General features: G+C 65.1%; 24 protein-coding genes. 15 read left to right on the forward strand and 9 right to left on the reverse strand.

The features are described 5' to 3' along the window. Nucleotides 1-719, reverse strand: a 719-nt coding sequence (locus UNPF46_RS18760) for an ABC transporter substrate-binding protein (protein WP_246668691.1), incomplete at its 3' end; no start/stop codon positions are given. Between the two features lie 270 nt (nt 720-989). Here UNPF46_RS18760 and UNPF46_RS18765 point away from each other — a divergent pair. The 8 genes from UNPF46_RS18765 to UNPF46_RS18800 all read left to right on the forward strand — a co-directional run bounded on the left by UNPF46_RS18765 (nt 990) and on the right by UNPF46_RS18800 (nt 11,535). Continuing rightward, complete coding sequence (locus UNPF46_RS18765) at nt 990-2,120, forward strand: M20/M25/M40 family metallo-hydrolase (protein WP_142250982.1); 1,131 nt, start codon at nt 990-992, stop codon at nt 2,118-2,120. 229 nt (nt 2,121-2,349) lie between these two features. After that, nucleotides 2,350-3,291, forward strand: a complete 942-nt coding sequence (locus UNPF46_RS18770; protein WP_174719190.1) for an ABC transporter permease — start codon at nt 2,350-2,352, stop codon at nt 3,289-3,291. A gap of 21 nt (nt 3,292-3,312) precedes the next feature. Beyond that, nucleotides 3,313-4,200: an ABC transporter permease gene (locus UNPF46_RS18775; RefSeq protein WP_100180082.1), complete on the forward strand. Its 888-nt coding sequence runs from the start codon at nt 3,313-3,315 to the stop codon at nt 4,198-4,200. Nucleotides 4,201-4,332: 132 nt separating this feature from the next. Then, nucleotides 4,333-5,988, forward strand: coding sequence for an ABC transporter ATP-binding protein (locus UNPF46_RS18780; protein WP_100181479.1), 1,656 nt, complete (start codon nt 4,333-4,335; stop codon nt 5,986-5,988). A 252-nt stretch (nt 5,989-6,240) separates the two neighbouring features. Continuing rightward, nucleotides 6,241-7,746, forward strand: coding sequence for a M81 family metallopeptidase (locus UNPF46_RS18785; RefSeq protein WP_142250983.1), 1,506 nt, complete (start codon nt 6,241-6,243; stop codon nt 7,744-7,746). A 14-nt stretch (nt 7,747-7,760) separates the two neighbouring features. Continuing rightward, nucleotides 7,761-8,924: a M20 aminoacylase family protein gene (locus tag UNPF46_RS18790; protein WP_142250984.1), complete on the forward strand. Its 1,164-nt coding sequence runs from the start codon at nt 7,761-7,763 to the stop codon at nt 8,922-8,924. A 2-nt stretch (nt 8,925-8,926) separates the two neighbouring features. Continuing rightward, nucleotides 8,927-10,348, forward strand: coding sequence for an amidase (locus UNPF46_RS18795; protein ID WP_142250985.1), 1,422 nt, complete (start codon nt 8,927-8,929; stop codon nt 10,346-10,348). 296 nt (nt 10,349-10,644) lie between these two features. Continuing rightward, complete coding sequence (locus tag UNPF46_RS18800) at nt 10,645-11,535, forward strand: crotonase/enoyl-CoA hydratase family protein (protein ID WP_142250986.1); 891 nt, start codon at nt 10,645-10,647, stop codon at nt 11,533-11,535. Nucleotides 11,536-11,566: 31 nt separating this feature from the next. Here the strand turns inward: UNPF46_RS18800 and UNPF46_RS18805 are convergent, their stop codons facing one another. From UNPF46_RS18805 to UNPF46_RS18820, 4 genes are all read right to left on the reverse strand, one after another. Then, nucleotides 11,567-13,615, reverse strand: a complete 2,049-nt coding sequence (locus tag UNPF46_RS18805; RefSeq protein ID WP_246668692.1) for a methyl-accepting chemotaxis protein — start codon at nt 13,613-13,615, stop codon at nt 11,567-11,569. A 107-nt stretch (nt 13,616-13,722) separates the two neighbouring features. Further along, the gene (locus tag UNPF46_RS18810) at nt 13,723-14,700 is read right to left on the reverse strand and encodes an NADPH:quinone oxidoreductase family protein (RefSeq protein WP_100176770.1); all 978 of its coding nucleotides are present in this window, start codon (nt 14,698-14,700) and stop codon (nt 13,723-13,725) included. Continuing rightward, nucleotides 14,700-15,308, reverse strand: coding sequence for a 2-hydroxychromene-2-carboxylate isomerase (locus UNPF46_RS18815; RefSeq protein WP_142250987.1), 609 nt, complete (start codon nt 15,306-15,308; stop codon nt 14,700-14,702). Before UNPF46_RS18815 ends, UNPF46_RS18810 begins: the two co-directional genes overlap by 1 nt. Before the next feature lie 147 nt (nt 15,309-15,455). Then, nucleotides 15,456-16,157, reverse strand: a complete 702-nt coding sequence (locus UNPF46_RS18820) for a glutathione binding-like protein (protein WP_142250988.1) — start codon at nt 16,155-16,157, stop codon at nt 15,456-15,458. 133 nt (nt 16,158-16,290) lie between these two features. Between UNPF46_RS18820 and UNPF46_RS18825 the strand changes: the two genes are divergently transcribed. Continuing rightward, on the forward strand, nt 16,291-17,313 hold the full coding sequence (locus UNPF46_RS18825; protein WP_142250989.1) for a methionine synthase: 1,023 nt from the start codon (nt 16,291-16,293) through the stop codon (nt 17,311-17,313). Nucleotides 17,314-17,338: 25 nt separating this feature from the next. On the opposite strand, the gene UNPF46_RS18830 is transcribed toward UNPF46_RS18825, so the two are convergent. From UNPF46_RS18830 to UNPF46_RS18840, 3 genes are read right to left on the reverse strand one after another with little or no spacing between them, the layout of a single operon-like run. Continuing rightward, nucleotides 17,339-17,956, reverse strand: coding sequence for a hypothetical protein (locus UNPF46_RS18830; RefSeq protein WP_142250990.1), 618 nt, complete (start codon nt 17,954-17,956; stop codon nt 17,339-17,341). Nucleotides 17,957-17,969: 13 nt separating this feature from the next. Beyond that, the gene (gpt, locus tag UNPF46_RS18835) at nt 17,970-18,497 is read right to left on the reverse strand and encodes a xanthine phosphoribosyltransferase (protein ID WP_142250991.1); all 528 of its coding nucleotides are present in this window, start codon (nt 18,495-18,497) and stop codon (nt 17,970-17,972) included. Nucleotides 18,498-18,533: 36 nt separating this feature from the next. Then, nucleotides 18,534-19,271 (reverse strand): competence/damage-inducible protein A, encoded by a 738-nt coding sequence (locus UNPF46_RS18840; protein ID WP_097658358.1) that lies wholly within the window; start codon nt 19,269-19,271, stop codon nt 18,534-18,536. Nucleotides 19,272-19,552: 281 nt separating this feature from the next. Between UNPF46_RS18840 and UNPF46_RS18845 the strand changes: the two genes are divergently transcribed. The 6 genes from UNPF46_RS18845 to UNPF46_RS18875 all read left to right on the forward strand — a co-directional run bounded on the left by UNPF46_RS18845 (nt 19,553) and on the right by UNPF46_RS18875 (nt 25,096). Then, nucleotides 19,553-20,971, forward strand: coding sequence for a circularly permuted type 2 ATP-grasp protein (locus UNPF46_RS18845; protein ID WP_100176764.1), 1,419 nt, complete (start codon nt 19,553-19,555; stop codon nt 20,969-20,971). Nucleotides 20,972-20,975: 4 nt separating this feature from the next. Further along, nucleotides 20,976-21,920, forward strand: coding sequence for an alpha-E domain-containing protein (locus UNPF46_RS18850; protein ID WP_100176763.1), 945 nt, complete (start codon nt 20,976-20,978; stop codon nt 21,918-21,920). 105 nt (nt 21,921-22,025) lie between these two features. Continuing rightward, nucleotides 22,026-22,874, forward strand: coding sequence for a transglutaminase family protein (locus UNPF46_RS18855; RefSeq protein ID WP_100176762.1), 849 nt, complete (start codon nt 22,026-22,028; stop codon nt 22,872-22,874). Between the two features lie 66 nt (nt 22,875-22,940). Beyond that, nucleotides 22,941-23,348: a carboxymuconolactone decarboxylase family protein gene (locus UNPF46_RS18860; protein WP_142250992.1), complete on the forward strand. Its 408-nt coding sequence runs from the start codon at nt 22,941-22,943 to the stop codon at nt 23,346-23,348. 192 nt (nt 23,349-23,540) lie between these two features. Next, a complete protein-coding gene (locus tag UNPF46_RS18870) occupies nt 23,541-24,299 on the forward strand; it encodes a proteasome-type protease (RefSeq protein WP_100176760.1) in 759 nt (252 codons plus the stop codon). A 38-nt stretch (nt 24,300-24,337) separates the two neighbouring features. Further along, nucleotides 24,338-25,096, forward strand: coding sequence for an SDR family oxidoreductase (locus UNPF46_RS18875; protein ID WP_142250993.1), 759 nt, complete (start codon nt 24,338-24,340; stop codon nt 25,094-25,096). Nucleotides 25,097-25,101: 5 nt separating this feature from the next. On the opposite strand, the gene UNPF46_RS18880 is transcribed toward UNPF46_RS18875, so the two are convergent. After that, a complete protein-coding gene (locus UNPF46_RS18880) occupies nt 25,102-25,902 on the reverse strand; it encodes a hypothetical protein (RefSeq protein WP_181770005.1) in 801 nt (266 codons plus the stop codon). Between the last annotated feature and the right edge of the window lie 333 nt (nt 25,903-26,235).

A 26,235-nucleotide genomic window follows, 5' to 3' on the forward strand; every position in this document is an offset into this window, starting at 1 on the left:
CATTCGACGCGGTCGACCTTCACCACCTTGCCGCCGGAGGTCCAGCTCGCCGGCTCCTTGCGCGGCACGTAATCGGTGTTCTTGACGTAAACCGCCTTCACGCCGGGCTGGAATTCGCCCTGCACGAACTTGAAGGGACCCGAACCGATCTGCTCGGGAATCTGCTTGTCCGGCGGCACCTCGGCGAGACGCTTCGGCATCATGAAGGCGACGCGCGAGGACGGCTTGCCGATGGAGTCGAGCACGAGGCCGTAGGGCTCCTTCAGCTTCAGCGTGATGGTCTTGGCGTCGGTCGCCTCGATGCTCGCGGTGAAGTCCATCAGCTTCTGGCCCATGCCGTCGACGGCGGCCCAGCGCTTCAGCGAGGCAACGCAGTCTTCCGCCGTCACCGGCGCGCCGTCATGCCACTTCAGACCGTCGCGCAGGGTGAAGGTGTAGGTGAGCTTGTCGTCGGAGATCTTCCAGTCCGCCATCTGCGGCTGGATCTTGAAGCTCGAATCAGGAGCCACCAGGGTGTCGTAGACCATGTAGCCGTGGTCACGCGTGATGTAGGCCGTGGTGAAGATCGGATCGATGATGCGCAGATCCGAATGCATCACCGCCGTGATGGTCTTGCCGGCCGCAAGCACCGGCGCGGCGAACGCCGTCGAAAGCGCGACGACAGACAGCGCAAGTTTGGAGGCGAACGCGCGAGGCCCCCGGCGCATGAAGTGCAACATAAAAAGTTTCTCCTGACGTGAAACTGTTCAAAGGCGGGTTATTGATTGTGCATGTGGTTCGTTCCTTGGGCGAACTAACCTCATGCAATGCCTTTATCTTTTCGAGACTTGCAGACAGTGCCGAGCGCGTCAATCCGGTTTCGCTGCAAGCCCTGTCGGCGCGGCCACGGGCTCCACAAGGATCGGTTTGGCTCTACAACACTCTCCGCTCGTCTCGCCCCACGGCGATGCAATGCGCATTCCATCTTTCGAAGCTTGAGAGACATTCAGATGAATCCAGCCAATCTTCCCTTCGATTCCGAGGCCATGCTCGAAGGCCTGCGCACCTGGGTGGAATGCGAGAGCCCGACCTGGGATGCCGATGCCGTCAACCGCATGCTCGATATCGCGGCGCGGGATATGGCGATCATGGGTGCGACGATCGAGCGCATCGCCGGCCGGCAGGGCTTCGGCGGCGTGATCCGCGCGCGCTTTCCGCATCCGAAGCAGGGCGAGCCCGGCATCCTGATCGCCGGTCACATGGATACCGTCCACCCGGTCGGCACCATCGAGAAGCTGAAATGGCGCCGCGAGGGCAACAAATGCTACGGCCCCGGCATCTACGACATGAAGGGCGGCAATTACCTCTCGCTGGAAGCGATCCGGCAGCTGGCGCGCGCATCCTTCACTACCCCGCTGCCGATCACCGTGCTGTTCACGCCGGACGAGGAAGTCGGCACGCCCTCGACGCGCGACATCATCGAGGCGGAGGCGGCACGCAACAAATATGTGCTGGTGCCCGAGCCCGGCCGCGCCGATAACGGCGTCACCACCGGACGTTACGCCATCGCACGCTTCAATCTCGAGGCGACGGGCCGGCCGAGCCACGCCGGCGCGACGCTGTCGGCTGGCCGCTCGGCAATCCGCGAGATGGCGCGGCAGATCCTCGCCATCGACGCCATGACGACAGAGGACTGCACCTTCTCGGTCGGCGTCGTGCACGGCGGGCAATGGGTCAATTGCGTTGCCACGACCGCCACCGGCGAAGCGCTCTCCATGGCCAAGCGGCAGGCCGATCTCGACCGCGGCGTCGAGCGGATGCTGGCGCTGTCCGGCACGACCAACGACGTCACCTTCAAGGTGACGCGCGGCGTGACGCGGCCGGTGTGGGAGCCGGATGCCGGCACGATGGCGCTGTATGAAAAGGCGCACGGCATTGCCAAATCTCTTGGCGCGGAATTGCCGCACGCCAGTTCGGGCGGCGGCTCCGACGGCAACTTCACCGGCGCGATGGGCATCCCGACGCTCGACGGCCTGGGCGTGCGCGGCGCCAATGGCCACACGCTGGAGGAGTATATCGAGGTCGAGAGTCTGGTCGAGCGCGGCCGGCTGATGGCGGGGCTGCTGGCGACCCTGGAGTGATTTTGAGTTTTGGAGCGATCCGAGGGGACCGAACCCGGAATCTCGGGATTCCGGCTTCGGTCTTCGAAGCGCCCCGGAATGACAGGCTCGATCCAGCCTTCGCGGCAGCGACTGACCGCACTGCAAAAACTGTGGCCCTCATGGCACGGGAATTGCTGAAATGTTAGGCTGGTGGCAGAACAGTCCCTCGCGGCTGCCGCCGATTTGACTCTAATTAGACGGATCCAACTTGCTCGGATATCTCCTTCGCCGAATCTTCGCCGCCGTGCCCGTCATGGGCGTCGTCGCGCTGTTCGTCTTCCTCCTGCTCCGCCTCACCCCCGGCGATCCCGCCGCGATCCTCGCCGGCGACAATGCGACTCCGGAACGGCTGGAGCGCATCCGCACCTCGCTCGGCCTCAACGAGCCCCTGATCGTGCAGTTCATCACCTGGGTGAACAAGCTGCTGCACGGCGATCTCGGGACCTCGCTGATCTCGAACCTGCCCGTCATGAAGATGATCGGCCAGCGCGTCGAGCCCTCGATCTCGATCGCGCTGTGCACCATCATCCTTGCCGTGATCGTGGCGGTGCCGCTGGGCGTGATCGCGGCATGGAAGCACGGTACCTGGATCGACCGCTTCGTGATGGGGCTTTCAGTGCTCGGCTTTTCGGTCCCGGTGTTCGTGGTCGGCTATGTCCTGATCGAGGTGTTCGCGCTCGAGCTGCGCTGGGTTCCGGTGCAGGGTTTCAAGAGCATCAGCGCCGGCTTCGGTCCGTTCTTCGAGCGCATGATCCTGCCGACCTGTGCCCTCTCCTTCATCTACATCGCGCTGATCGCGCGCATGACGCGCGCGGCGATGCTGGACGTGCTCGGCGAGGACTACGTCCGCACCGCGCGCGCCAAGGGCATCAACGAGGTCGCCGTCATGATGCGCCATGCGCTGCGCAACGCCGCCGTGCCCGTGATCACCGTGATCGGCACCGGCTTTGCGCTGCTGATCTCCGGCGTCGTCGTCACCGAGAGCGTATTCAACATTCCCGGCATCGGCCGCCTCACCGTGGATGCGGTGCTGGCGCGCGACTATCCGGTGATCCAGGCGATGATCCTGCTGACGTCGCTGGTCTATGTCGTCGTCAATCTCCTGATCGACGTCGCCTACACACTGCTCGATCCCCGGATCCGGTACTGAGGCAAGGATTTAACAACAAACATGTCGGTCGATACCCTTCCCCAGTCCTCCATTCCGATCACGACGCCGCTGCGGCCGCGTTTCGGGTTCCTCACCTCGACGCCGATCATCGCCACGGCGACGGTCCTGCTCGGGCTGATCCTGCTGATCTCGATCATCGCGCCGCTGATCGCGCCGCACGATCCGATTCAGCTCGCGCCGTCGCAGCGATTGAAGCCTTCCTCGGCGCAATTCCTGCTCGGCACTGACGCCTATGGTCGCGATCTGTTGTCGCGCGTGGTCTATGGCGGCCGCATCTCGCTCCTGATCGGCATCGGCTCGGCGATCCTGTCGATCGCCATCGGGCTCGCGATCGGCCTCGTCTCCGGCTTCTTCAAGCTGGTCGATGCCGTGATGATGCGCATCATGGACGGCCTGATGGCGATGCCGAGCATTCTGCTCGCGATCGCCGTGGTCTCGCTCTCCGGCGCCAGCATCTGGACCGTGCTGATCGCGATCACCATTCCGGAGATTCCGCGCGTCGCTCGCCTCGTACGCTCCGTGGTGCTGTCGGCGCGCGAGGAGCCTTATGTGGAGGCCGCGATCTCGGTCGGCTCGTCCTTGCCGAAGATCATGTGGCGGCATCTGATGCCGAACACGGTCGCCCCGCTGATCGTCCAGGGCACCTATATCTGCGCCAGCGCCATTCTCACCGAGGCCATCCTCTCCTTCCTCGGCGCCGGCATCTCGCCGGAGACGCCGACCTGGGGCAACATCATGGCCGAGGGCCGCCAGTACTTCCAGATCAAGCCGTCGCTGATCTTCTGGCCGGGCCTCCTGCTCTCGATCGCCATCCTCAGCATCAATCTGATCGGCGACGCCGCCCGCGACGCTCTCGATCCCCGCATGAAGCAGCGGGAGGGCAAGTGAAGCAATTCGCCTTGTCATTCCGGGGCGCGCCTCTTGGCGCGAACCCGGAATCCATTTCACCACATGTGCTGCGGCCCGATGGATTCCGGGCTCGCGACTTTGTCGCGCCCCGGAATGACGGAGAGATTTGACGTGACCAACACCATCCTCGACATCAACAACCTCGTCGTGTCCGTCGGCAAGAAACCGGGCGGGCACAAGATCATCGACGGCATCTCGATCCAGGTGCGCGAGCGCGAGACGCTGTGCCTCGTCGGCGAAAGCGGCTCCGGCAAGTCGGTGACCTCGCTCACCACGATGGGCCTGCTGCCGAAAGGTACGCTGGTGCCGACCGGCGGCAGCGTCAAGCTGGTCGGCGAGGAGATCCTCACCGCGACCGACCGCCGCCTGCGGCAACTGCGCGCAACGCAAATGGCGATGATCTTCCAGGAGCCGATGACCGCGCTCAATCCAGTGGTGCCGGTCGGCCGCCAGATCGACGAGGTGCTCCGCGCACACACCAAGCTCGATGCCAGGGCGCGCAAGAAGCGCATTCTCGACATGATGGAGCAGGTCCACCTGCCCCAGGTCGAGCGCATCTTCGCCTCCTATCCGCACCGCCTCTCCGGCGGCCAGCGCCAGCGCATCATGATCGCGATGGCGCTGGTGCTGGAGCCGAAGCTGCTGATCGCCGACGAGCCGACCACCGCGCTCGACGTCACCACGCAGAAGCAGATCCTGTCCCTGATCAGAGAACTTCAGCGCGATCACGGCACGGCCGTGCTGTTCATCACCCATGACATGGGCGTGGTCGCCGAGATCGCCGACCGCGTCGCGGTGATGCGGCAGGGGCGCCTGGTCGAGACCGGTCCGCTCGACACCGTGCTGCGCAACCCCACCATGGAATATACCCGCAACCTGCTCGCTGCGGTGCCGAGCCTGGTGCCGCGGCCGCCGCGCGAGGAAAGCCGCGAGCCCGTCGTGCTCGAGGCCAACGAGCTCAGCAAGGTCTACAAGGAGCGTGCCTTCTTCGGCAAAGGCCGCGAGGTCGTTGCCGCCGACAAGGTCACGCTCACCTTGCGCAAGGGCCGCACGCTCGGCATCGTCGGCGAGAGCGGCTCGGGCAAATCCACCGTGGCGCGCTGCATCGTCCGCCTGATCGACCCGACCTCCGGCGGCGTACGCCTCGCCGGACGCGAGATCGCCGACATCTCGCGTCGCCTGTTGCAGCCGCACCGGCAGAAGATCCAGATCGTGTTCCAGGATCCCTACCGTTCGCTCAACCCGCGCGTCACCGTCGGCGAGAGCATCGCGGAAGGCCCGATCAACTACGGCGTCGCGCATGCAGATGCGATCAAACGCGCGCGCGAGCTGCTCGAGCTGGTCGGCCTGCCCGCCGATGCCGTCTCGCGCTATCCGCACCAGTTCTCCGGCGGCCAGCGCCAGCGCATCGCCATTGCCCGCGCGCTCGCGCTCGATCCCGACGTGCTGGTCGCGGACGAAGCGGTCTCCGCGCTCGACGTCTCGGTGCAGGCGCAGGTGCTGGACCTGCTCGACGAGATCCAGAATCGGCTCGGCATCGCGATCCTGTTCATCACCCACGATTTGCGTGTCGCCGCGCAAATCTGCGACGAGGTCGTGGTGATGCAGCACGGCCGCGTCGTCGAACAAGGCCCCGCCGCCGAGGTGCTGACGCATCCGAAGGAGGCCTACACCAAGGCGCTCCTGGACGCGGCTCCCGGACGCAACTGGGACTTTGCGAACTTCCGGCCGGTGGCGGAGGGCGTGGGGGCGAGCGCGAGCGCGTAAATCTCTCCGCCGTCATTCCGGGGCATCGCGAAGCGATGAGCCCGGAATCCATTTGGCCGCGGACTCTGTCGCACAATGGATTCCGGGTTCGCGCCCAAGCGGGCGCGCCCCGGAATGACGACGGAGGATGGATCGCATCCGCAGCATTCCCAAAACGATCTGACCCTATGCACGGCGCGATGGCCTCTCGCCTTGCTCCCACCTCAAGGCCAAGGCTAATTTCGCGCACCTTCCAGCGCTGGACTTGAATTGATGACACGTATCGCCGTCGGCGGCTTCCTGCACGAGACCAACACTTTCGCTCCCACCAAGGCGACCTTCGCCGATTTCCAGCATGGCGGCGGCTGGCCGGCGATGACTGAAGGCGCCGACGTTCTCAAGGTGATGCGGCGCATCAATGTCGGCCTCGCCGGTTTCGTCGACAGTGCCGAAGCCAATGGCTGGGAACTGGTTCCGACGATCGCCTGCGGTGCAAGCCCGTCGGCACATGTCACGGAGGATGCCTTCGAGCGCATCGTCAAGGTGATGGTCGACGGCATCAAGGCCGCCGGCCCCATCGACGCCGTCTATCTCGACCTGCACGGCGCCATGGTGACCGAGCATCTCGACGACGGCGAAGGCGAGATCCTGGCGCGCGTGCGCCGCGTCATCGGCAAGGATGTTCCGCTGGTCACCAGCCTCGATCTCCACGCCAACGTCACGCCCGAGATGATGGACCATGCGGACGCGCTGATCGCCTACCGCACCTATCCGCATGTCGACATGGCCGAGACCGGCCGCGCCTCCGCGCGACATCTCGCTCTGTTGCTGAAGACCAAGCAACGCTTCGCCAAGGCGTTCCGGCAATTGCCGTTCCTGATTCCGATCAGCTGGCAATGCACCAACGACCAGCCCACCAAGGGCATCTACGAGAAGCTCGCCGCGCTGGAGAGCGATGCGGTGCCGACGCTATCTTTTGCGCCCGGCTTCCCCGCCGCCGACTTCCGCGACTGCGGCCCGAGCGTGTTCGCCTATGGCAAGACGCAGGAGGACGCCGATCGTGCGGCCGATGCGATCGTCAAGCTGATCGAGAGCCACGAGGACGATTTCGACGGCAAGATCTGGTCGCCCGACGACGGCGTGCGCCACGCCATGGAACTTGCGAAGGGCGCGAGCAAGCCGATCATCATTGCCGACACCCAGGACAACCCGGGCGCCGGCGGCGATTCCGACACGACAGGCATGCTGCGCGCGCTGGTGCGCAACAAGGCGAGTGCGGCGACCGGCGCGATCTACGATCCGGAATCGGCCAAGGCCGCCCATGCGGCCGGCGTCGGCGCCACCGTCACGCTGTCGCTCGGCGGCAAGTCCGGCATCCCCGGCGACGAACCCTACACCGAGACCTTTGTCGTCGAGAAATTGTCCGACGGCCGCTTCATCGCACCCGGCCCCTATTATGGCGGCCGCGAGATGGAGATGGGCCCCTCCGCAGCCTTGCGCATCGGCGATGTCCGCGTCGTCGTCTCCTCGCACAAGGCCCAACTCGCCGACCAGGCGATGTACCGCTATGTCGGCATCGAGCCGACCAGGGAGAAGATCCTGGTGAACAAGAGCTCGGTGCATTTCCGCGCCGATTTCGAGCCGATCGCGGAGAAGCTGATGATCTGCGCCGCGCCCGGCGCGATGCCGGCCGACACCGCCTCGCTGCCCTGGACGCGGCTGCGTCCGGGCATCCGCATCAAGCCGAACGGCCCCGTCTTCAATCCCCCTTCCCGCTAACCGGACAGGAACACATGCCCACACTCGAGCGCATCGACGGCTTTGCCGACGAACTCACTGCCATCAGGCGCGACCTTCATGCCCATCCCGAGATCGGCTTCGAGGAAGTGCGCACCTCCGGCATCGTCGCGGACAAGTTGACGAGCTGGGGCATCGAGGTGCATCGCGGTCTCGGCGGCACCGGCGTGATCGGCGTCATCAAGGGCAAGGGCTCGGGCGGCAAGCGCATTGGCCTGCGTGCCGACATGGACGCGCTGCCGATGGAGGAGAACACCAACCTGAAATGGAGCTCCAAGATCCCCGGCCGCTTCCACGGCTGCGGCCATGACGGCCACACCACCATGCTGCTCGGCACCGCGCGCTACCTCGCCGAAACCCGGAATTTCGACGGCACCGTGCACCTGATCTTCCAGCCGGCCGAGGAAGGCCTCGGCGGCGCCCGCGCCATGATCAAGGACGGGCTGTTCGAGAAATTTCCCTGCGACGAGCTCTACGGCCTGCACAACGCGCCCGACCTGAACCATGGCGAGATCGCGATCCTGCCCGGCCCCGCAATGGCCAGCGCCGACTTCTTCGACCTGCGCATCACCGGCTACGGCGCACATGGCGCGATGCCCGAGCGCTCCAAGGACGCGGTGGTCATCGCGACCACGCTGGCGCAGGCGATCCAGACCATCGTCAGCCGCAATGTCGAGCCGCTCCAGGCTGCCGTGATCTCGATTACGCAGATCCATGCCGGCTCGGCCTACAACGTCATCCCGGGCGACGCGCATCTTTGCGGCACCATCCGCACCTTCTCGAAGGAGGTCCGCACTCTGGTCGCGGAACGCATCCGCACCATCTGCGCCGGCATCGCGAGTGCCTACGAATGCGTGATCGACGTCGACATCCGCGACACCTTCGGCGTGCTGGTCAACCAGGTCGAGCAGTCCAAGGTGGTCGAGGAGGTCGCACGCACGATCGTCGACCCCGCCAACGTCATCACTCGCGCCCAGCCGAAGATGGGCAGCGAGGATTTCGCCGACATGCTGGAGACCATTCCCGGCGCCTATTTCTGGGTCGGCCATGACGGCTCGGTGCCGGTGCACAATCCCGGCTTCGTGCTCGACGACAAGATCCTGCCGATCGGCGCCAGCATGTTCGCCCGCATCATCGAGACCCGGATGCCGGTAGGTTAGCAATGCATAAGAAGAGCCCTGAGGAAGCGGTCACCTCGCTGCACGATCTGTCCGCGGTCGATCTGATCGCGGGCTATCGCGCCAAGCAATTCTCGCCGAGCGAGGTGCTCGAGGACGTGCTGGCGCATGTCGCGGCGTGGGAACCGCACCTGAAGGCGCTCTATGCATTCGATCCCGACAGCGCGCGCGAGGCCGCCAAGGCCTCGACCGCGCGCTGGAGCGGCGGCGAGCCGTCGGGTGCGCTCGACGGCGTGCCTGTGACGGTGAAGGACAACATCGCGACCAAGGGCGTGCCGGTGCCGCTGGGCGCCGCCAGCGTCAAGCTGGTGCCGGCCGAGAAGGATGCCCCGCCTGCCGCGCGCCTGCGTGAAGCCGGTGCCATCATCTTCGCCAAGACCACCATGCCCGATTACGGCATGCTGTCCTCCGGACTCTCCAGCTTTCACGCGCTCGCGCGCAACCCCTGGGACCTCTCCAAGAATCCCGGCGGCTCCAGCGCGGGCGCAGGTGCTGCTGCGGCGGCGGGCTATGGCCCCTTGCATCTCGGCACCGATATCGGCGGCTCGGTCCGCCTCCCCGCGGGCTGGTGCGGCCTCGTCGGCCTGAAGCCGAGTTTTGGCCGCGTGCCGATCGATCCCACCTATGTCGGCCGCGTCGCAGGTCCCATGACCCGTACCGTCGACGATTGCGCGCTGATGATGAGCGTAATCGCAAAGCCCGACCGGCGCGACGGCATGAGCCTACCGGCCGAGCCGCTCAACTGGAAGGGACTGGAGAAATCGCCGCGAAAACTGCGCATCGGTTTGATGCTCGATGCCGGCGTCGGCCTGCCGGCGGAAAGGGCTGTCCGTGACGTTGCCGTGAAAGCCGCAAAGGCGTTCGAATCCGCAGGCGCCGTCGTCACCGAGGTCGACGGCATTTTGACCCGCGAGATGCTCGACGGTCTCGACAATTTCTGGCGCGCGCGGATGTGGGACGATCTGTCGAAGCTGACGCCGGCCGAACAGGCCAAGGTGCTGCCCTACATCTTCAAATGGGGCGCATCGGGCGCAAAGCTGTCGGGTGTGGACGTCATCCGCGGCTTCAACCAGACCATGGCGATCCGCGCGGCCGCGTCAAAGCTGTTCTGCGAGCTCGACTATGTGATCTCGCCGACCGCGCCGAACGTGAACTATCCGGCGGAGTGGGCCTCGCCGACCGACGATCCCATGCGGCCGTTCGAGCACATCTGCTATACCGTGCTGTGGAATATGTCGGAGAACCCCGCGGTCTCCCTCAACGGCGGCTTCGATTCCAAGGGCTTTCCGATCGGCGTGCAGATCGTCGGCCGCCGCTTCGACGATATCGGCGTGCTCGGCATGGCCAAGGCGTTCGAGGGCCTGCGCGGCGCGCAGAAGCCCTGGCCCAAGCCGCCGGCGAAGTAGCTCGATCATTCCGGAGGCGTGCCCTTTGGGCGCAAGCCCGAATGACTTGGGACCGGCATCATGCGTGAGCCTCTTGCTTACCCTCCCCTGGAGGGGGAGGGTCGGCTCACATAGAGCGCAGCGAAATGTGCGCCGGGGTGGGGTGACGGTCTCTCCGCGTCCGACAGCGCCCGAGACGAGGGATCACCCCGCCCCGCTCGCGCTACGCGCGATCGACCCTCCCCCTCCAGGGGAGGGTAAGGAAAACTCAACCCGCCTGCCGTCAGCGCAGTGAGAAAATAAGGAAGGAAACCACCATGGCGTATGACACGATCAAATACGAGGTCGCCGAGCAGATCCTCACCATCACGCTGAACCGGCCCGACAAGCTCAACGCCTTCAACGCGCAGATGCAGTCCGAGCTGATCGACGCGTTCGACGCCGCCGACAAGGACGACAATGTCCGCGCCATCATCGTGACGGGCGCAGGGCGCGGATTTTGCGCGGGTGCCGATCTCTCCTCCGGCGCCGACACCTTCGACCGCGACGCGCGGCGCGGCCCGGTGAAGCGCCTCGCCGACGGCAGGGTCGACTACAGCGATCCGCAGGTGCGTGACGGCGGCGGCCAGGTGACCTTGCGCATCTTCAAGTGCCTGAAGCCCGTGATTGCCGCGGTGAACGGCCCGGCGGTCGGCATCGGCGTCACCATGCAGCTCCCGATGGACATCCGAATCGCTTCCGACGCCGCGCGCTTCGGCTTCGTGTTCTCCCAGCGCGGCATCGTGCCCGAGGCGGCCTCGAGCTGGTTCCTGCCGCGCATCGTCGGCATCTCGCAGGCACTGGAATGGTGCTATTCCGGCCGCGTCTTCCCGGCGCAGGAAGCGCTCGCCGGCCGCCTCGTCAGCAAGGTCGTCGCTCCCGATGATCTGCTGCCGACCGCCCGCGCGCTCGCCAAGGAATTTGCCGCGAAGACCGCGCCGGTCTCGATCGCCCTGATCCGCCAGATGATGTGGCGCATGACGGGCACTGATGATCCCATGGAGGCCCACAAGGTCGACAGCCGCGGCATCTACGCCCGCGGCCGCTCCGACGACGTGAAGGAAGGCGTGGTGTCGTTCCTGGAAAAGCGTCCCGCGCAATTCAAGAACAAGGTCTCGACCGACATGCCGGACTATTTTCCCTGGTGGTCGGAGCGGGAGTACAAGTGAGGACGCGTCCGGTGGCGTAGGCGAACGAAGCCTACGCCGCCTTGATGGCACGAATGAAGGTCTCGACGAACTGACGCATGTTCTCCGACTGACGCGTCAGTTCCTCGGAAGCATCGAACACTTCGCCGGCGGCGGCGCTGGACTCGCTCGAGCCGACCTTGACGCCCTGGATGCTCTGTGAGATTTCGCCGGTCCCTCGCGCGGCTTCCTGGACATTGCGGGCGATTTCCCGCGTGGCCGCGTCCTGCTCGACGACCGCGGCGGCGATCGACGAGGTGATCTCGTTGATCTCCTCGATCGTGGCCGTGATGCCGTGGATCGCGCTCACGGCCTGTCCGGAGCTGGTCTGGATGGCGGCGATTTGATCGCGAATGTCTTCGGTCGCCTTGGAGGTCTGCTCGGCAAGGCTCTTCACCTCGCCCGCCACGACGGCAAATCCCCTGCCCGCCTGCCCCGCCCGCGCCGCTTCGATCGCCGCGTTCAAGGCCAGGAGATTGGTCTGCCGCGCGATCTCGTTGATCAGCTTGAGCACATCGCCGACCCTCTCCGCCGCGGACGAGAGCCCTTGCACGGTTTCGTTGGTACGCCGTCCTTCGGCGACGGCCTTCTCCGCGATCTGCGCCGACTGCGTCGCGCGGCGTCCGATCTCGGCGACAGAACTGGACAATTCCTCGGTGGCCGCGGCGACGGTCTGCATGTTCGCCGACGCAATCTCGGTCACGCCTGCCACGCTCGCTGCCTCGTCGCTGGTGTGACCGGCGGAGCGCCTCATCCCGCCTGCGGTCGCCTCCAGCTGGGACGATGCGGAGATGACGGTCTCGATCACCTCGGTGACGTCGACGTCAAAACGGTCGGAGAGCTCGTCGATGCGCGTTGCGCGCGCGGCGCGCTGCGCAGCAGCCTCGCGCTCTCTCGCGTTCAGCTCGACGCTCCGGACCAGGCTGTCCTTGAAGAACTGAACCGCGCACGCCATCGCTCCGATCTCGTCCGTGCGGTCAGTGCCCTCGACCTGCTGGTCGAGCTTGCCGTCGGCAAGATGCGTCATGGTGCCGGCGAGCCGACCGATCGGCACGGTAATGCCCCGTGCCATGATCGCCGCGGTCAACATGCTCGTCAGCAGCGCGAGCAAGGACAGCGCGGTCACGAGGCCGAGGTTGAGAGTGGCTTCGGACTTCTTCTTCGCCAACAGGCCGGTGAGTTCCGTCACCAGCCCATCCTCGATCCTCTTCAACAGATCGATCCGAACCGTGGCGGCTTCGAACCAGGATTTGCTGTCGAGCGCACCAAACTCGCCCGCAAGCCCGCCCCGCTCGACCACCTTGCGCATGCCGTCGAACTTGTCGATCGCAGGCCCCGACAATTCCGCGCTGAACAGATCCCTCGCGTGAGGAGAGGCCACCGCGCGGAAGGCGGCAAAGAAGCTGTCCTGCGCGGCTGCAAGGCCAATCGCCCTGACATAAGCCTGCGGCTCGAAACGTCCGGCGGCGATCGCGCCGGCAACGGTCGCGCGTTCCAGGCCGGCGCGTTCCTTGGCCTCCACCAGATTGGCATGCGCGGCAATCGACCGCGAGATCTCGTCGTCAGTCGCGAGCTTCGAAATGCCTGAGGTCACCGTGATCAGGCGCCCCACGATCTCCGTCAAGGCGCCCGTCGCGGCCGCCGGCGCAATGGCCTGGCGATCGATCTGCGCGCGCAGCGAATCCAGGCGCGCAAGGCTCTCGATTGCCGCCTGGCTTGCAGAGGTGAGCCGACCGCTGCCTTCGCGGGCAAGATCCGCCAGCGCCCCCAGCGCCATCGCGCGGCCCGCGTCGGTGCGGCCGCGCTGCTGCTGGAGCTCGGCGCCCAATTGTGCGCCCTTGCTGCTCAGAAAGGTCAGGGAGAGTCCGCGTTCGCGCTGGAGCTCGTGGACCAGGCCGCTCAACTTGCCGACGCCATCCACGACCGGCTGCATAGCCACCATTTCGGAACGCACGGCCCATTTGGCAGAAATATCGTACGGGGCGAGCGCAGCGAGCGTCGCGAGAGGCAGCAGTGCCGCCAGAGCGATGCGATGAATTATTCTTATCTTCTTGAACATCATCCGAGTTCGCGATTGCGTACTCGTGATAGGATCGGACTGGTAAAGAAAACTCCTTATACGAGTGAGAAAAAGATAGGCGGCGCCTGCTCACGAATGCGGCAAGTCGATCAGTCCATCATCAACGCCACGCGGCCGATCGCCTTGCGGTCGATCAAGAGCCGCATGGCCTTTGCATAATCGTGCAGAGGCAGGCGGTGTGAGACGTTGGGGCGCAGCTTGCCCTCCTCCGCCCATTGCAGCAGCGCGTTCAAACGCACCTGTCCGAGCGCAGGGTTCTTTCGGACCGCCTCGCCTGCGCGTACGCCGAGCACGCTCGCGCCCTTGATCAGCAGGAGGTTTGTCCTCGCCGAACCGATGCCGCCGGTGAAGCCGATCACCAGGAGGCGCGCGCCCCAGGCGATGCAGCGCATCGAGTCCTCGAAGACCTGGCCGCCGACGGGATCGAACACGACGTCCGCGCCGCGCCCGTCGGTGATACGCTTGACGGCATCGCGAAACGGCTCGCGGTCGTAGCGGACGAGGTGATCGGCGCCGCGCGACTTCGCGATGGCGAGCTTCTCGTCGCTGGAGGCGGTCGCGATCACGGTCGCACCCAGCATCTTGCCGATCTCGACCGCCGCCAATCCCGTGCCGCCGCCGGCACCATGCACCAGCAACACTTCTCCCGGCTCGACCCGGCCGCGATCGATCAGCGCGTGATAGGCCGTGCCATGGCCGGCAAGATAAGTGGCAGCTTCCGCGTAGTCGAACGTCGACGGCTTGGGGGTGAGCTGTGACGGCGTGACGACGGCTTCGTCCGTGAACGCGCCATGGCGCATCTTGACGATGACCTTGTCGCCGACGGCGACGCCCCTCGCCTCAGTGCCGACTTCGCAGACGTCACCAGCGGCTTCCATGCCGGGCGTGAACGGCAGCTCGGGCTTGAGCTGATATTGCCCGGCGGCCATCAGCACGTCAGGGAAATTCAACCCGGCGGCGCGGATCTTGACCCGCACCTCGGCCGGCTTCAAAGCACGCGACGGAAACTCTTCCAGCCGCAGGGCTTCGGGCTCGCCGAGCGCGCGGCAGACGACGGCGCGCACCATCAGGCCGCGCTCGCCTTGCTGCGCAGCAGCGCCTCGCGGATCAGCGGCAGACGGTCATTGCCGAAATACATGTCGGTCTTGTTCACGAAGATCGTCGGCGAACCGAAGCCGCCGCGGGCGACCACTTCTTCCGTATTCGCCTTGAGCTGATCCTTGATCCCCTGCTCCGAAATGCCGGCGAAGAATTTTGCCTCGTCGAGGCCGACCTTTTTGCAGATTTCGGCGAGCACCGCGTCCTGCGAAATGTCCTTGTCTTCGCCCCAATAGGTCTCGAACAATGCGGTCGCGAACGGCACCATGTCCGCGGCGAGCCAGATGCAGCCCCGCATCGCCTTCACGCTGTTCACCGGAAACACCGTCGGCGGCATCTTGATCGCAAGGCCCGCCGAGCGCGCCCAATCCTGAAGATCCTTCTTCATGTAGCGCGCCTTCAGCGGCACCGGCTTCTCGCGCTGCGCATAGACGCTCGGATTGACCGTGTTGAAGATGCCGCCGACCAGGATCGGCCGCCAGACGATCTCGGCGCCCAGCTCCCTGGCGAGCGGCTGGATGTTGTGGAAGGCGAGATAAGTCCAGGGACTGGAGCAGTCGAAGAAGAATTCGATCATGGCGTTTCCTTTGTTGTCTGTCATTCCGGGATGCGCCGCAGGCGCAGGCCCGGAATCCATTCCACCACCGTCACTGCAGCCCGGTGGATTCTCAGGTGCGCAATTGCGCACCATAGCTCGGCGCTGCGCGCCGCCCCGGAATGACTGCTAATTCTTTCCCAGCACTTCCTTAGCCCTCTGCCCGAACATGATCTTGCGTGATTCCTCGTCGAACGGCTCTTTGACGAATTTTCCGATCGCAAGCCCGGCCTGCACCTGCGGCCTCGCCCGCACCTCGGCGTACCAGCGTTTGACGTTCGGATAGTCGTCGAGCGTGAAGCCTTGCGCCTTGTGGGTCATGGTCCAGGGGAAACAGGCGATGTCGGCGATGGAATAATCGCCGGCGACATAGGCGCCGGTCTTCTTCAGCTGCCGGTCGAGCACCCCGTACAGCCGCGCGGCCTCGTCGCGATAGCGCTCGATCGCGTAAGGGATCTTCTCGGCGGCATAGAGCGCGAAATGGCCGTGCTGGCCGAGCATCGGCCCGAGGCCGGCCATCTGCCACATCACCCACTGGATCGTGGTGGAGCGGCCGCGCAGATCGGCCGGCAGGAAGCGGCCGGTCTTCTCCGCCAGATAGATCAGGATCGCGCCGGTCTCGAAGGCCGAGAACGGTGCGCCGCCGTCAGCAGGCTCATGATCGACGATCGCGGGAATGCGGTTGTTCGGAGAGATCGCCAGGAACTCGGGGCCGAACTGCTCGCCGGCGCGGATGTTGACGGGCTTCACCGTATAGGGAAGCCCGAGCTCCTCCAGCATGATCGAGATTTTCCAGCCGTTCGGCGTCGGCGCGTAATAGAGGTCGATCATGACCTGCCCCTTGGCACTTTCCTTGGCATTTCCTGTCGCCGCCGCTGGAATAGCGAGCGACTTTCGTTGTTCTGTACCTCGACGTTAGGACATGGCAGGAAGGGGCGCAACATAACCTGCCGGGAGGGCCGCCATGCTGTTTCCAACCACGATTGCCGGCTCCTTGCCGAAGCCGGAATGGCTCGCCGAGCCGAACATGCTCTGGGCACCCTGGAAATCACAAGGCGACGAGCTTCTGCGCGCCAAGCGCGATGCGACGCTGATCTGGCTGAAGATCCAGGAGGACGCCGGCATCGACATCCTCACCGAGGGCGAGCAGGCCCGGCAACATTTCGTCCATGGCTTCCTGGAGAAGATCGAAGGCATCGATTTCGCCCACAAGGTCGAGATGGGCATCCGCAAAGACCGCTACAAGGCGATGGTGCCGCAGGTGGTCGCCCCGCTTCGCCTGAAGGATCGCGTCCATGCCTTCGAGGCGCGCGTGGCGCGCACGCACACGAAGAAGAAACTGAAGTTCACGCTGCCCGGCCCGATGACCATCATCGACACCATCGCCGACCGCTATTATGGCGATCGCGTCAAGATGGCGTTTGCCTTCGCCGAGTTGCTCAACGAGGAGGCCAAGGCCCTGCAGGCCGACGGCGTCGATTTCGTGCAGTTCGACGAGCCCGCCTTCAACGTCTACATGGACGAGGTCAACGATTGGGGCATCAAGGCGCTCGAGCGCGCGGCGCAGGGGCTGACCTGCACCACCGCCGTGCACATCTGCTACGGCTACGGCATCAAGGCCAACACCGACTGGAAGGAGACGCTTGGCACGCAATGGCGGCAATACGAGCAGATCTTCCCGGCGATCGACGCCAGCCCGATCCAGCAGGTCGCGATCGAATGCCGCAATTCCAAGGTGCCGCTCGACTTGCTCGCGCTTCTGAAGAATAAGGTCGTGCAGGCCGGTGTGATCGACGTCGCCAGCGACACCGTGGAGACCGCCGAAGACGTCGTGAAGGTGATCGACGCGGTGTCGAAATTCGTGCCCAAGAGCAACATCATCGCCACCACCAATTGCGGCATGGCCCCGATGCGGCGCGACATCGCCGAAGCCAAGCTGATGGCGCTCGGCGCGGGCGCGGCGCTGGCACGCGAGAAGCTCGGATGACGGCGGCGATCCCAGGGCCGCTCTGCTAGTCCAGAGCGGTCGGATGCAGCGCCGGTTGATATCCGGCGCTGAGTGCCCGCAATGTGGACGGGGGCGTCAGCAGCATGGGGTTGGCCAGCTCGTGCGCGGCGTGCGTATAGCCGGCCGGCGACCATAGCAGCGGCCGGCCTTTCCTCGTCAGAAAACTTTCCTCGCCCTGCTGCACCATCGCGCCGTCGGGTAATTGCGCCAGCGGCATCGGCAGCGCGTGCAGCCGCTTCTTGCCATGATCGAGACGCTCGCGATGCAGTTCGGCGTCCATCGTCTTTGCGCTCACCTTGCTCGCACCATTTCCCTTCTCCCATGCCGCGCGGAAGCGGTTGGCATCGTCGCGGCGGCAGAAGAAGCAGGGTCGGTGTCCCGCGGCCAAGGCGGTGGCCTCGTCGAGAAAGAACAGCTCGGTCCAGCTCCGCCGCGCCATCACCGGCCGCCGCCAGCCACGGAACTCGCACAGGCAAATGATCCAGGCCGGCGACGACCAGCGCTTCTTCAGGAGCGTCTTCGTCGCGGGATCATGGATGATGCCGCGGTTGCCGGTGAACAGGCCGCGATGCGGCGTGGCGACGATGTCGCCGGTGGGCAGGACGCGGTTTTGCAGGGGCATGGTGCCCCGCCCATCACGCCGCGCCGTCGCGCAGCGGCGGGTGGTAGGACAGCGCGGTGTCCCAGGGGAAGAAGATCCAGGTGTCCTGCGAGACTTCCGTGATGAAGGTGTCGACCAGCGGCCGCCCCATCGGCTTGGCGTAGACGGTGGCGAAGTGCGCGTCGGGCAGCATCTTGCGCACCATCCTGCCGGTCTTGCCGGTGTCGACGAGGTCGTCGACGATCAACAGCCCCTTGCCGGTGCCACCGCCGAGCTTCATGGCCGCGTCCGAAATGCCCTTGAGAACCTGAAGCTCGCCCTGCTTGTCGTGATCGTAGCTGGCGATACAGACCGTATCGATCACGCGCACGCCGAGTTCACGCGCCACGATCGCCGCCGGCACCAGGCCGCCGCGCGTGATCGCGATCACGGCATGGAATGGGCCGACCTCGTTGAGCCGCCAGGTCAGCGCCCGGCAGTCCCGATGGAACTGGTCCCACGAGACCGGAAAGGCCTTGCCCGCCCGCTCCTGTGCGCTCAGTTCCGGTGCTTCACCAGCCATTGTCGTCTCCTGCTTCGCCTGCCGGCAACATCCCCGCTAGCGGGTGATGTTCAACCCTGCCAGCATGTCCTTCACGGCCGCCATCGCAGCCGCCAGCTTCTCCGGATCGCGCGAGCGCACCACCAGATTGGTGTTGGGCTTCTGCTCCTCGTCCATGAAGGGATAGCTGCCGATGATGGTGTCGGGATGGGCGGCGGCAATCGCCCGCAAGGGGCTGCCGATGTCGCCCTCGCGCGCATTGGCGCGCACCGTGTCGGAGAGCATGCGCACGCCCGATTTCAGCTTGGGCGCGACGATGTCCATCATCGCCTGCATGATCGAGGGCACGCCCGCCATGACGATGACGTTGCCGATCTTGAAGCCGGGGGCGAGGATGGTCGCGCTCTGGATCAGCTCGGCACCATCGGGGATGCGGGCCATGCGCAACCGGGCCTCGTTGAGGTCCTGCTCGCTCCAGCGCTCGCGAAAGCGGGCGACCACCTCGGGGTGGTGGTCGATGCCAACGCCGAACGCCTTGGCGACGCTGTCGGCTGTGATGTCGTCATGGGTCGGCCCGATCCCGCCCGTGGTGAAGACATAGGTGTAGCGATGCCGCAGTGCATCCAGGGCCGCGATGATGTCGGGCTCGTCGTCGGAGACGACCCGGACTTCCTTCAGGTCGATGCCGATATTGGTCAGGTATTCGGCGATGAAGCCGATATTCTTGTCCTTGGTCCGGCCGGACAGGATTTCGTCCCCAATGACCAGAATGCCCGCCGTGACGATCTCGCTCATGCCTTAAGTCCCTCACCTGTGGCGCCGACTTTGCCGGGGTAACGCGTTGAAGTCACGCAGTTTTGCTGCCGAAATAAGCAGTCCTCAGCCATTTTTTGAGGCAGGCCCCCGGCCATCACCGACAAACGCTGCCGGTGCATGCTTATCGCGCTGGCCCGGCCCTTGCTACCTCCTACGGAAGTCATGCACTCTCACGGCATGGCCACAGGACGTTGCGGTCTCCACCAAGGACCAAACGACCTGACCAATGGCGCAACGCCTGGGGAGAACAGTCGGGATCTATGGCAGTCGCGTTTGACGAAATGAACATTCCCGGCGGGGACCTTCGCCCCGCCTATCAGGAGCTGGCGCGCTGGCTCAAGGAGACGCCTCCCGAGGCGCTCGAATATCGCCGCCAGGAGGCCGAGCTCCTGTTCCGCCGGATCGGCATCACCTTTGCGGTCTATGGCGAGGCCGAGTCCACCGAGCGGCTGATCCCCTTCGACGTGATCCCCCGGATCATGTCCGGCAAGGAATGGACGCTGCTGGAAAAGGGCCTGAAGCAGCGCGTGCGCGCGCTCAACATGTTTCTGCGCGACATCTATCACGGCCGCGACATCCTGCGCGCCGAGATCGTGCCCGACGATTTGATCTTCCAGAACCCGGTGTTCCGGCCCGAGATGAACGGCCAGCAGGTGCCGCACGACGTCTACGTGCACATCGCCGGCATCGACATCGTCCGGGTCGACGCCGAGGACTTCATCGTGCTGGAGGACAATGCCCGCACGCCCTCCGGCGTGTCCTACATGCTGGAAAACCGCGAGATCATGATGCGGCTGTTTCCGGATCTGTTCGCCCGCCACAGGGTGGCGCCGGTCGAGCGCTATCCGGACGAGCTGCTCTCGGCCTTGCGCTCGGTCGCGCCGCTCAGCGCATCCAGCGAGCCGACGGTCGCCCTGCTCACTCCCGGCGTCTACAACTCCGCCTATTACGAGCACTCGTTCCTTGCCGACAAGCTCGGCATCGAGCTGGTCGAGGGCCGCGATCTCATCGTCAAGAACAACGAAGTGTTCATGCGGACGACGGAAGGGCTGAAGCGGGTCGACGTGATCTACCGCCGCGTCGACGACGACTTCCTCGACCCCCTCACCTTCCGGCCCGATTCCGTGCTCGGCGTCCCCGGTCTGATGTCGGCCTATGCGGCCGGCAACATCACCCTCGCCAACGCCGTCGGCACCGGGATTGCCGACGACAAGGCGATCTACTCCTACATGCCCGACATCGTGAAGTTCTATCTCGGCGAGGAGCCGATCCTGAAGAACGTGCCGACCTGGCGCTGCCGCGAGCCGAAGGATCTCGCTTATGTGCTGGACAATCTTAGCGAGCTGGTCGTCAAGGAAGTGCACGGCTCCGGCGGCTACGGCATGCTGATCGGTCCCGCCGCGACGAAGGCGACCATCGAAGCCTTCCGCGAGAAACTCAAGCGCGAGCCGGAAGGCTTCATCGCGCAGCCGACGCTGGCGCTCTCGACCTGCCCGACCTGCACGGCCTCCGGCCTCGCGCCGCGCCACGTGGACCTGCGGCCCTTCGTGCTCACCGGCAGCAAGAGCACGACGATCGTGCCGGGCGGCCTCACCCGCGTCGCGCTGAAGGAAGGCTCCCTGGTGGTGAATTCGAGCCAGGGCGGCGGCACCAAAGACACCTGGATTTTGGACGAGTAGTCAGATGCTGTCGCGTACCGCCGAAAACCTCTACTGGCTCGCCCGCTACGTCGAACGGGCCGAATATCTCGCGCGCACCATCGATGCGACGCTCCGCGTCACAGCGCTTCCCGCCGCCTATATCGGCAAGACCAACGAATGGGACTCGGCGCTGCTCACCGCCGGCGTCGCCGCCAGCTTCTATCAGAAATATGAAGAAGCCAACGAGCACAACGTCGTCGACTATCTCTCCTTCTCCGTGGACAATCCGTCCTCGATCAGGAACTGCATCGAAGCGGCCCGGCTGAATTCGCGCTCCGTCCGCACCGCGCTGACCAGCGAGATGTGGGACACCATCAACTCGGCCTGGATCGAGTTGCAGGAGGTCTGGAGCAAGGGTACTTCGACCCGCGAGGATCTGGCCAAGTTCTTGCGCTTCGTGCAGGAGACCTCGCTGCGCTTCGACGGCTCGGCCTACCGGACCATGCTCCGCAACGACGCCTACTGGTTCTCGCGCCTCGGCCTGCACCTGGAGCGCGCCGACAACACCGCGCGCATTCTCGACGTGAAGTATCACGTGCTGCTGCCGGAAGAGGAGCACGTTGGCGGCCCGCTCGACTTCTATCAATGGAGCTCGATCCTGCGCTCGGTGTCGGCGCTGACGGCCTATCACTGGGTCTACCGCGAGACGCTGAAACCGTGGCTGGTCGCGGATCTGCTCATCCTCAACGGCACGCTGCCGCGCTCGCTCGCGAGCTGCTACGACAATCTCGTGCGCAATCTCGACCAGATCGGCGTCGCCTATGGCCGCCAGGGCCCGGCCCAGCGCCACGCCCGCGGCATCCGCAACCGGCTGGAACACAGCAACATGAACGACATTTTCCAGCATGGCGTGCATGAATTCATTCAGGAATTCATCACGGACAATTCCAGGCTGGGCGAAATCATCACGAAGCAGTATTTGATCTGATGCCGTCATTCCGGGGCGCCCAACGGGCGAACCCGGAATCTCGAGATTCCGGGTTCGATGCTGACGCATCGCCCCGGAATGACGGGGCAAGAACAACGGTCCACCATGCGCCTGCGAATCCTGCACACCACGACCTATCGCTACGAGCCGCCGGCCACGAGCGTGATCCAGATCCTGCGCATGACGCCCGGCAGCCATGACGGGCAATATGTGGCGGAATGGCAGATCGACGTCTCCACGGACACCAAGCTCGACATGCACGAGGACGCCTTCGGCAATGTCACCCATGTGCTGTCCTGCGGACCTGTCGGCGACATCCAGATCACCGCCGAAGGGCTGATCGAGACCCACGACACCGGCGGCGTCCTGCGCGGCACCGACGAGCGCTTTCCGGCTGGCATGTTCCTGCGCTCCACCGACCTCACCTCGGTCAATCCGGCGATGGCGGCGGTCGCGCGCCAGTTGCGCAGCGAGGCCGAGAGCGACACGCTCGGCTTTCTGCATGCGCTGATGACTGAGATCGCCGATCACATGACGTTCGACGAGGACCCGACCCACAGCGGAACCGCGGCGGCGGAGGCATTCACGCTCAAGCGCGGGGTCTGCCAGGACTACGCGCACATCTTCATTGCCTGCGCACGCGCCGGCGGCGTGCCGGCGCGCTTCGTCTCCGGCCATTTCCTGCGCGCCGACGGCATGCTGCATCAGGACGCCGGGCACGCCTGGGCGGAAGCCTTCGTGCCCGATCTCGGCTGGGTCGGCTTCGATCCCGCCAACAGCATCTGCGCCACCGACGCCCATGTCCGCGTCGCGATCGGCCTCGACTATCTCGGTGCGGCCCCGGTGCGCGGCACCCGCTATGGCGGGGGCGCCGAGACGCTGACGGTGGCCGTGAAGGTCGACCAGGCCGGCCGCGGCGGGCAGTCACAATCGCAGTCGCAGCGGCAGAGCTAGGCGCAGCCGTCCGGCCCGTCTGCCGTGCTACACTCGCGGGATCGGACCTGTCCCCGCGAGGTACCCATGGCCACCGTAAAACTGCTTTCGGACGATGAACTCTCCAGCGAGGCGCGCGCCGTCTTCGACGATATCCGCAAGGTGCGGAAGTCCGACGTCGTCAACAATTTCTGGCGCGCGCTGGCGCATGATCCGAAGACGCTGCGGCGGACCTGGGAGAGCATCAAGGAGGTGATGGCTCCCGGCGCGCTCGATCCCAAGGTCAAGGAGATGCTTTACGTCGCGGTGTCGATCGCGCATGGCTGCAGCTATTGCATCCACTCCCACACCGCCGCCGCGAGAGCCAAGGGCATGAGCGAGGCCGAATATGGCGAGTTGCTCGCCATCGTCGGCATGGCCGCGGAGACGAACCGGCTGGTCACGGCGCTCGGCGTGCCCGTCGACGAGGCGTTTCTGGCCGATAGGGCGGAATAGACTGCCATCTCCCCCCGTCATTCCGGGGCGCGCGTAGCGCGAACCCGGAATCCATTGATCCACGAACTCTACCGCGCAATGGATTCCGGGCTCGCGACTTCGTCGCGCCCCGGAATGACGGTCGGAATCGGGGGTTGGAGCGGCCGGCGAAATTGGCTAGTAATTCCGCGCAAACGCGTTCGGGGACTGGAAATGACCTATTGTTGCGGAATCCTGGTTCGGGACGGTCTGGTGATGATCGCCGATACCCGCACCAATGCAGGCCTCGACAACGTCTCGACCTTCCGCAAGCTGCACATCTTCTCAAAGCCCGGCGAGCGCATCATGGCGATCGCCAGCGCCGGCAACCTCGCCATCAGCCAGTCGGTGCTCTCCACGCTGACCGAAGGCCTCGAGGACCCCGACACGGGCGAGATCGAGACGCTGATGAACGCGCCGACCATGTTCCAGGCGGCCCAGCGCATCGGCCGGGCCATTCGCGCCGTGCACGCCACCGAAGGGCCGGCGCTGAAGTCCGAGGACGTGTCCTTCGACGTCTCCTTCCTGTTCGGCGGCCAGATCAAGGGCGCGCGCATGCGCCTGTTCATGGTTTACACCGCCGGCAATTTCATCGAGTGCACCACCGACACCCCCTACTTGCAGATCGGCGAGCACAAATACGGCAAGCCGGTGCTCGACCGTGCCATGCATTACGACGTCGAACTCTACGAGGCACTGAAGACCGGCCTGATCTCGATGGACTCGACCATGCGCTCGAACCTCGGCGTCGGCCTGCCGATCGACGTGCTGGTGGTGCGCTCGGACGCCTGCGAGGCCGACCTCAACCACCGCATCGAGGCGGGTGAGCCCTATTTCCACGATCTGCGCTCGCGCTGGTCGGCGGCGCTGCGTGCGGCGCATCAGAACATTCCGCGCCCGCCCTACAAGAACGAAAAAGAACCCAAGACCTGACAACCAAGAGACCTTGAAGAGAGAAAAGGCAGGAAACGATGAGTGAAGCAAAGAAGATCGCCGTGGTGACGGGCGCCGGCACCGGCGTCGGACGCGCGGCGTCGCTGGCGCTGATGAACACCGGCTTCACCGTGGTGCTGGTCGGGCGCCGGATGGAGATGCTCGAGGAGACCGCAAAGCTCGGTCCTGCCGGCAAGAGCCTGTGCGTCACCGCCGACATGACCAAGCCCGACTCGATCGCCGCGTTGTTCGACAAGGTGAAGGCGACCTATGGCCGCTTGGACGTGCTGTTCAACAATGCCGGCATGGGCGCGCCCGCCATCCCTTTCGAGGACCTCAGCCTCGAGCAGTGGCAGGCGGTGGTGAACACCAACCTCACCGGCCCGTTCCTGTGCACCCAGCACGCCTTTCGCATCATGAAGGACCAGAGCCCGCGCGGCGGCCGCATCATCAACAACGGCTCGATCTCGGCGCACGCGCCGCGGCCGTTCTCGGCGGCCTACACCTCGACCAAGCACGCCATCACAGGCCTGACCAAGGCTTCTAACCTCGACGGCCGCATGTACGACATCGCGGTCGGCCAGGTCGACATCGGCAATGCCGCAACCCCGATGACCGATCGCATGGTCAACGGCCCCGGCGTGCTGCAGCCCGACGGCACCACCAAGCACGAGCCGCGCATGGACGCGAAAGCGGTCGGCGACGCCGTCGCCTATATGGCCGGCCTGCCGCTCGACGCCAACGTGCTGACCATGACGGTGATGGCGACGAAGATGCCGTTCGTCGGACGGGGCTAGAACCGCTACTTCTTGCCGAGGGCTTCTGATACCAGATGAAGCCCACGATCCTTGGCCGCGATCAACTGTCGTTGAAATGCGGCCAACGTTGCTTCCTTGCTGTCGGGCGCAAGATCACCGACCATTGCCGCGAAGTGGCGGTCGGCCTCTTCGAACCGGCCAAGGCGGCGCAGTATTTCACCGGTCAGAAGGCGATCGGACATGCGCTCTTCTGCGCTCCTCGTCGTGTCGGCAACGTCCACGGCCAGCCGCGCGAGCAACTCAGTCGCATAGCGCGTGTAACGTTCGCCGGTCGTGCCCTCGGCCATCAGGCGCCGGACAGAGTCCGAACCGATCCTTGTGGGCCCGCCAAGCGCCTTCAGGCGTTCGACAAGGTCGGCTCGTCCCGCCTCCCATGTCGCCTGCAGCAGCAGATTTGATACCGCCGCATGAGATGCACCAGTGTGCCCCACGATCCACGCCGCACGGTAATAGGGCATCTCGCTCCTGATGCCTTGAAACTCCGGAGACAGGATCAAAGGCCGAAGCCGTTCAAGTTCGTCATCCTCGTACTTCGCCTTGACGAAAACAAATCCATTCGTCGGACAGCTCGCCAGCGGCCACGGACTTTCGATGGCCCCGACCGGCATCCGGTCGAGCTGCTGGTCGAGGGACGTACCGGAGTTCTGCGCACTGAAAGTGAATTTGACGCCGTCATAGGGACAGATCATTTCGACCATGCTTCTGGTCATCGCATGAGCGGCGAACGTACCGCCGGTCAGAGCAAGCCATGCCAGGGCTAACAATCGTGATCGCCGGCCCATCATCCCGTCTATCCTGCGTAGAGACCGATCCCGACGACGACCTTGCCGGTAGGAATACGCCGTTCGTGTGGCGCCCCATACAGACCGCCCTTTCCGGAAGGCCGGCGGACTCAAAAATTGAAAAACAACCCCATGCACAGTAGGCGTCAAGTGGCGCCTGCTGCTGCTTGGTTGCGGGGGCAATGCGCGTTAAGTCGCCGCGCTGTCCCAACAATCGTCATTGCGAGCACAGTGCTCTCGTGCCCCGGACGCAGCGCGGCATGCGATGACGCGCTGCCGAGCCGGGCCCATGCCCCCGCGATCTCGTGCTTAGCCTTCTGGGTCCCGGCTCTGCGC

This window comes from Bradyrhizobium sp. UNPF46 (assembly GCF_006658625.1).
GTDB classification, from domain to species: Bacteria; Pseudomonadota; Alphaproteobacteria; order Rhizobiales; family Xanthobacteraceae; genus Bradyrhizobium; species Bradyrhizobium nitroreducens.

Excerpts from the sequence above, each read along its gene's own strand:
- UNPF46_RS18765 (WP_142250982.1), top strand. The coding sequence starts at position 990 with ATGAATCCAGCCAATCTTCCCTTCGATTCCGAGGCCATGCTCGAAGGC.
- UNPF46_RS18775 (WP_100180082.1), top strand. The coding sequence starts at position 3,313 with ATGTCGGTCGATACCCTTCCCCAGTCCTCCATTCCGATCACGACGCCG.
- UNPF46_RS18785 (WP_142250983.1), top strand. The coding sequence starts at position 6,241 with ATGACACGTATCGCCGTCGGCGGCTTCCTGCACGAGACCAACACTTTC.
- UNPF46_RS18790 (WP_142250984.1), top strand. The coding sequence starts at position 7,761 with ATGCCCACACTCGAGCGCATCGACGGCTTTGCCGACGAACTCACTGCC.
- UNPF46_RS18795 (WP_142250985.1), top strand. The coding sequence starts at position 8,927 with ATGCATAAGAAGAGCCCTGAGGAAGCGGTCACCTCGCTGCACGATCTG.
- UNPF46_RS18800 (WP_142250986.1), top strand. The coding sequence starts at position 10,645 with ATGGCGTATGACACGATCAAATACGAGGTCGCCGAGCAGATCCTCACC.
- UNPF46_RS18805 (WP_246668692.1), bottom strand. The coding sequence starts at position 13,615 with ATGATGTTCAAGAAGATAAGAATAATTCATCGCATCGCTCTGGCGGCA.
- UNPF46_RS18810 (WP_100176770.1), bottom strand. The coding sequence starts at position 14,700 with ATGGTGCGCGCCGTCGTCTGCCGCGCGCTCGGCGAGCCCGAAGCCCTG.
- UNPF46_RS18815 (WP_142250987.1), bottom strand. The coding sequence starts at position 15,308 with ATGATCGAATTCTTCTTCGACTGCTCCAGTCCCTGGACTTATCTCGCC.
- UNPF46_RS18820 (WP_142250988.1), bottom strand. The coding sequence starts at position 16,157 with ATGATCGACCTCTATTACGCGCCGACGCCGAACGGCTGGAAAATCTCG.
- UNPF46_RS18825 (WP_142250989.1), top strand. The coding sequence starts at position 16,291 with ATGCTGTTTCCAACCACGATTGCCGGCTCCTTGCCGAAGCCGGAATGG.
- UNPF46_RS18830 (WP_142250990.1), bottom strand. The coding sequence starts at position 17,956 with ATGCCCCTGCAAAACCGCGTCCTGCCCACCGGCGACATCGTCGCCACG.
- gpt (WP_142250991.1), bottom strand. The coding sequence starts at position 18,497 with ATGGCTGGTGAAGCACCGGAACTGAGCGCACAGGAGCGGGCGGGCAAG.
- UNPF46_RS18840 (WP_097658358.1), bottom strand. The coding sequence starts at position 19,271 with ATGAGCGAGATCGTCACGGCGGGCATTCTGGTCATTGGGGACGAAATC.
- UNPF46_RS18845 (WP_100176764.1), top strand. The coding sequence starts at position 19,553 with ATGGCAGTCGCGTTTGACGAAATGAACATTCCCGGCGGGGACCTTCGC.
- UNPF46_RS18850 (WP_100176763.1), top strand. The coding sequence starts at position 20,976 with ATGCTGTCGCGTACCGCCGAAAACCTCTACTGGCTCGCCCGCTACGTC.
- UNPF46_RS18855 (WP_100176762.1), top strand. The coding sequence starts at position 22,026 with ATGCGCCTGCGAATCCTGCACACCACGACCTATCGCTACGAGCCGCCG.
- UNPF46_RS18860 (WP_142250992.1), top strand. The coding sequence starts at position 22,941 with ATGGCCACCGTAAAACTGCTTTCGGACGATGAACTCTCCAGCGAGGCG.
- UNPF46_RS18870 (WP_100176760.1), top strand. The coding sequence starts at position 23,541 with ATGACCTATTGTTGCGGAATCCTGGTTCGGGACGGTCTGGTGATGATC.
- UNPF46_RS18875 (WP_142250993.1), top strand. The coding sequence starts at position 24,338 with ATGAGTGAAGCAAAGAAGATCGCCGTGGTGACGGGCGCCGGCACCGGC.
- UNPF46_RS18880 (WP_181770005.1), bottom strand. The coding sequence starts at position 25,902 with ATGATGGGCCGGCGATCACGATTGTTAGCCCTGGCATGGCTTGCTCTG.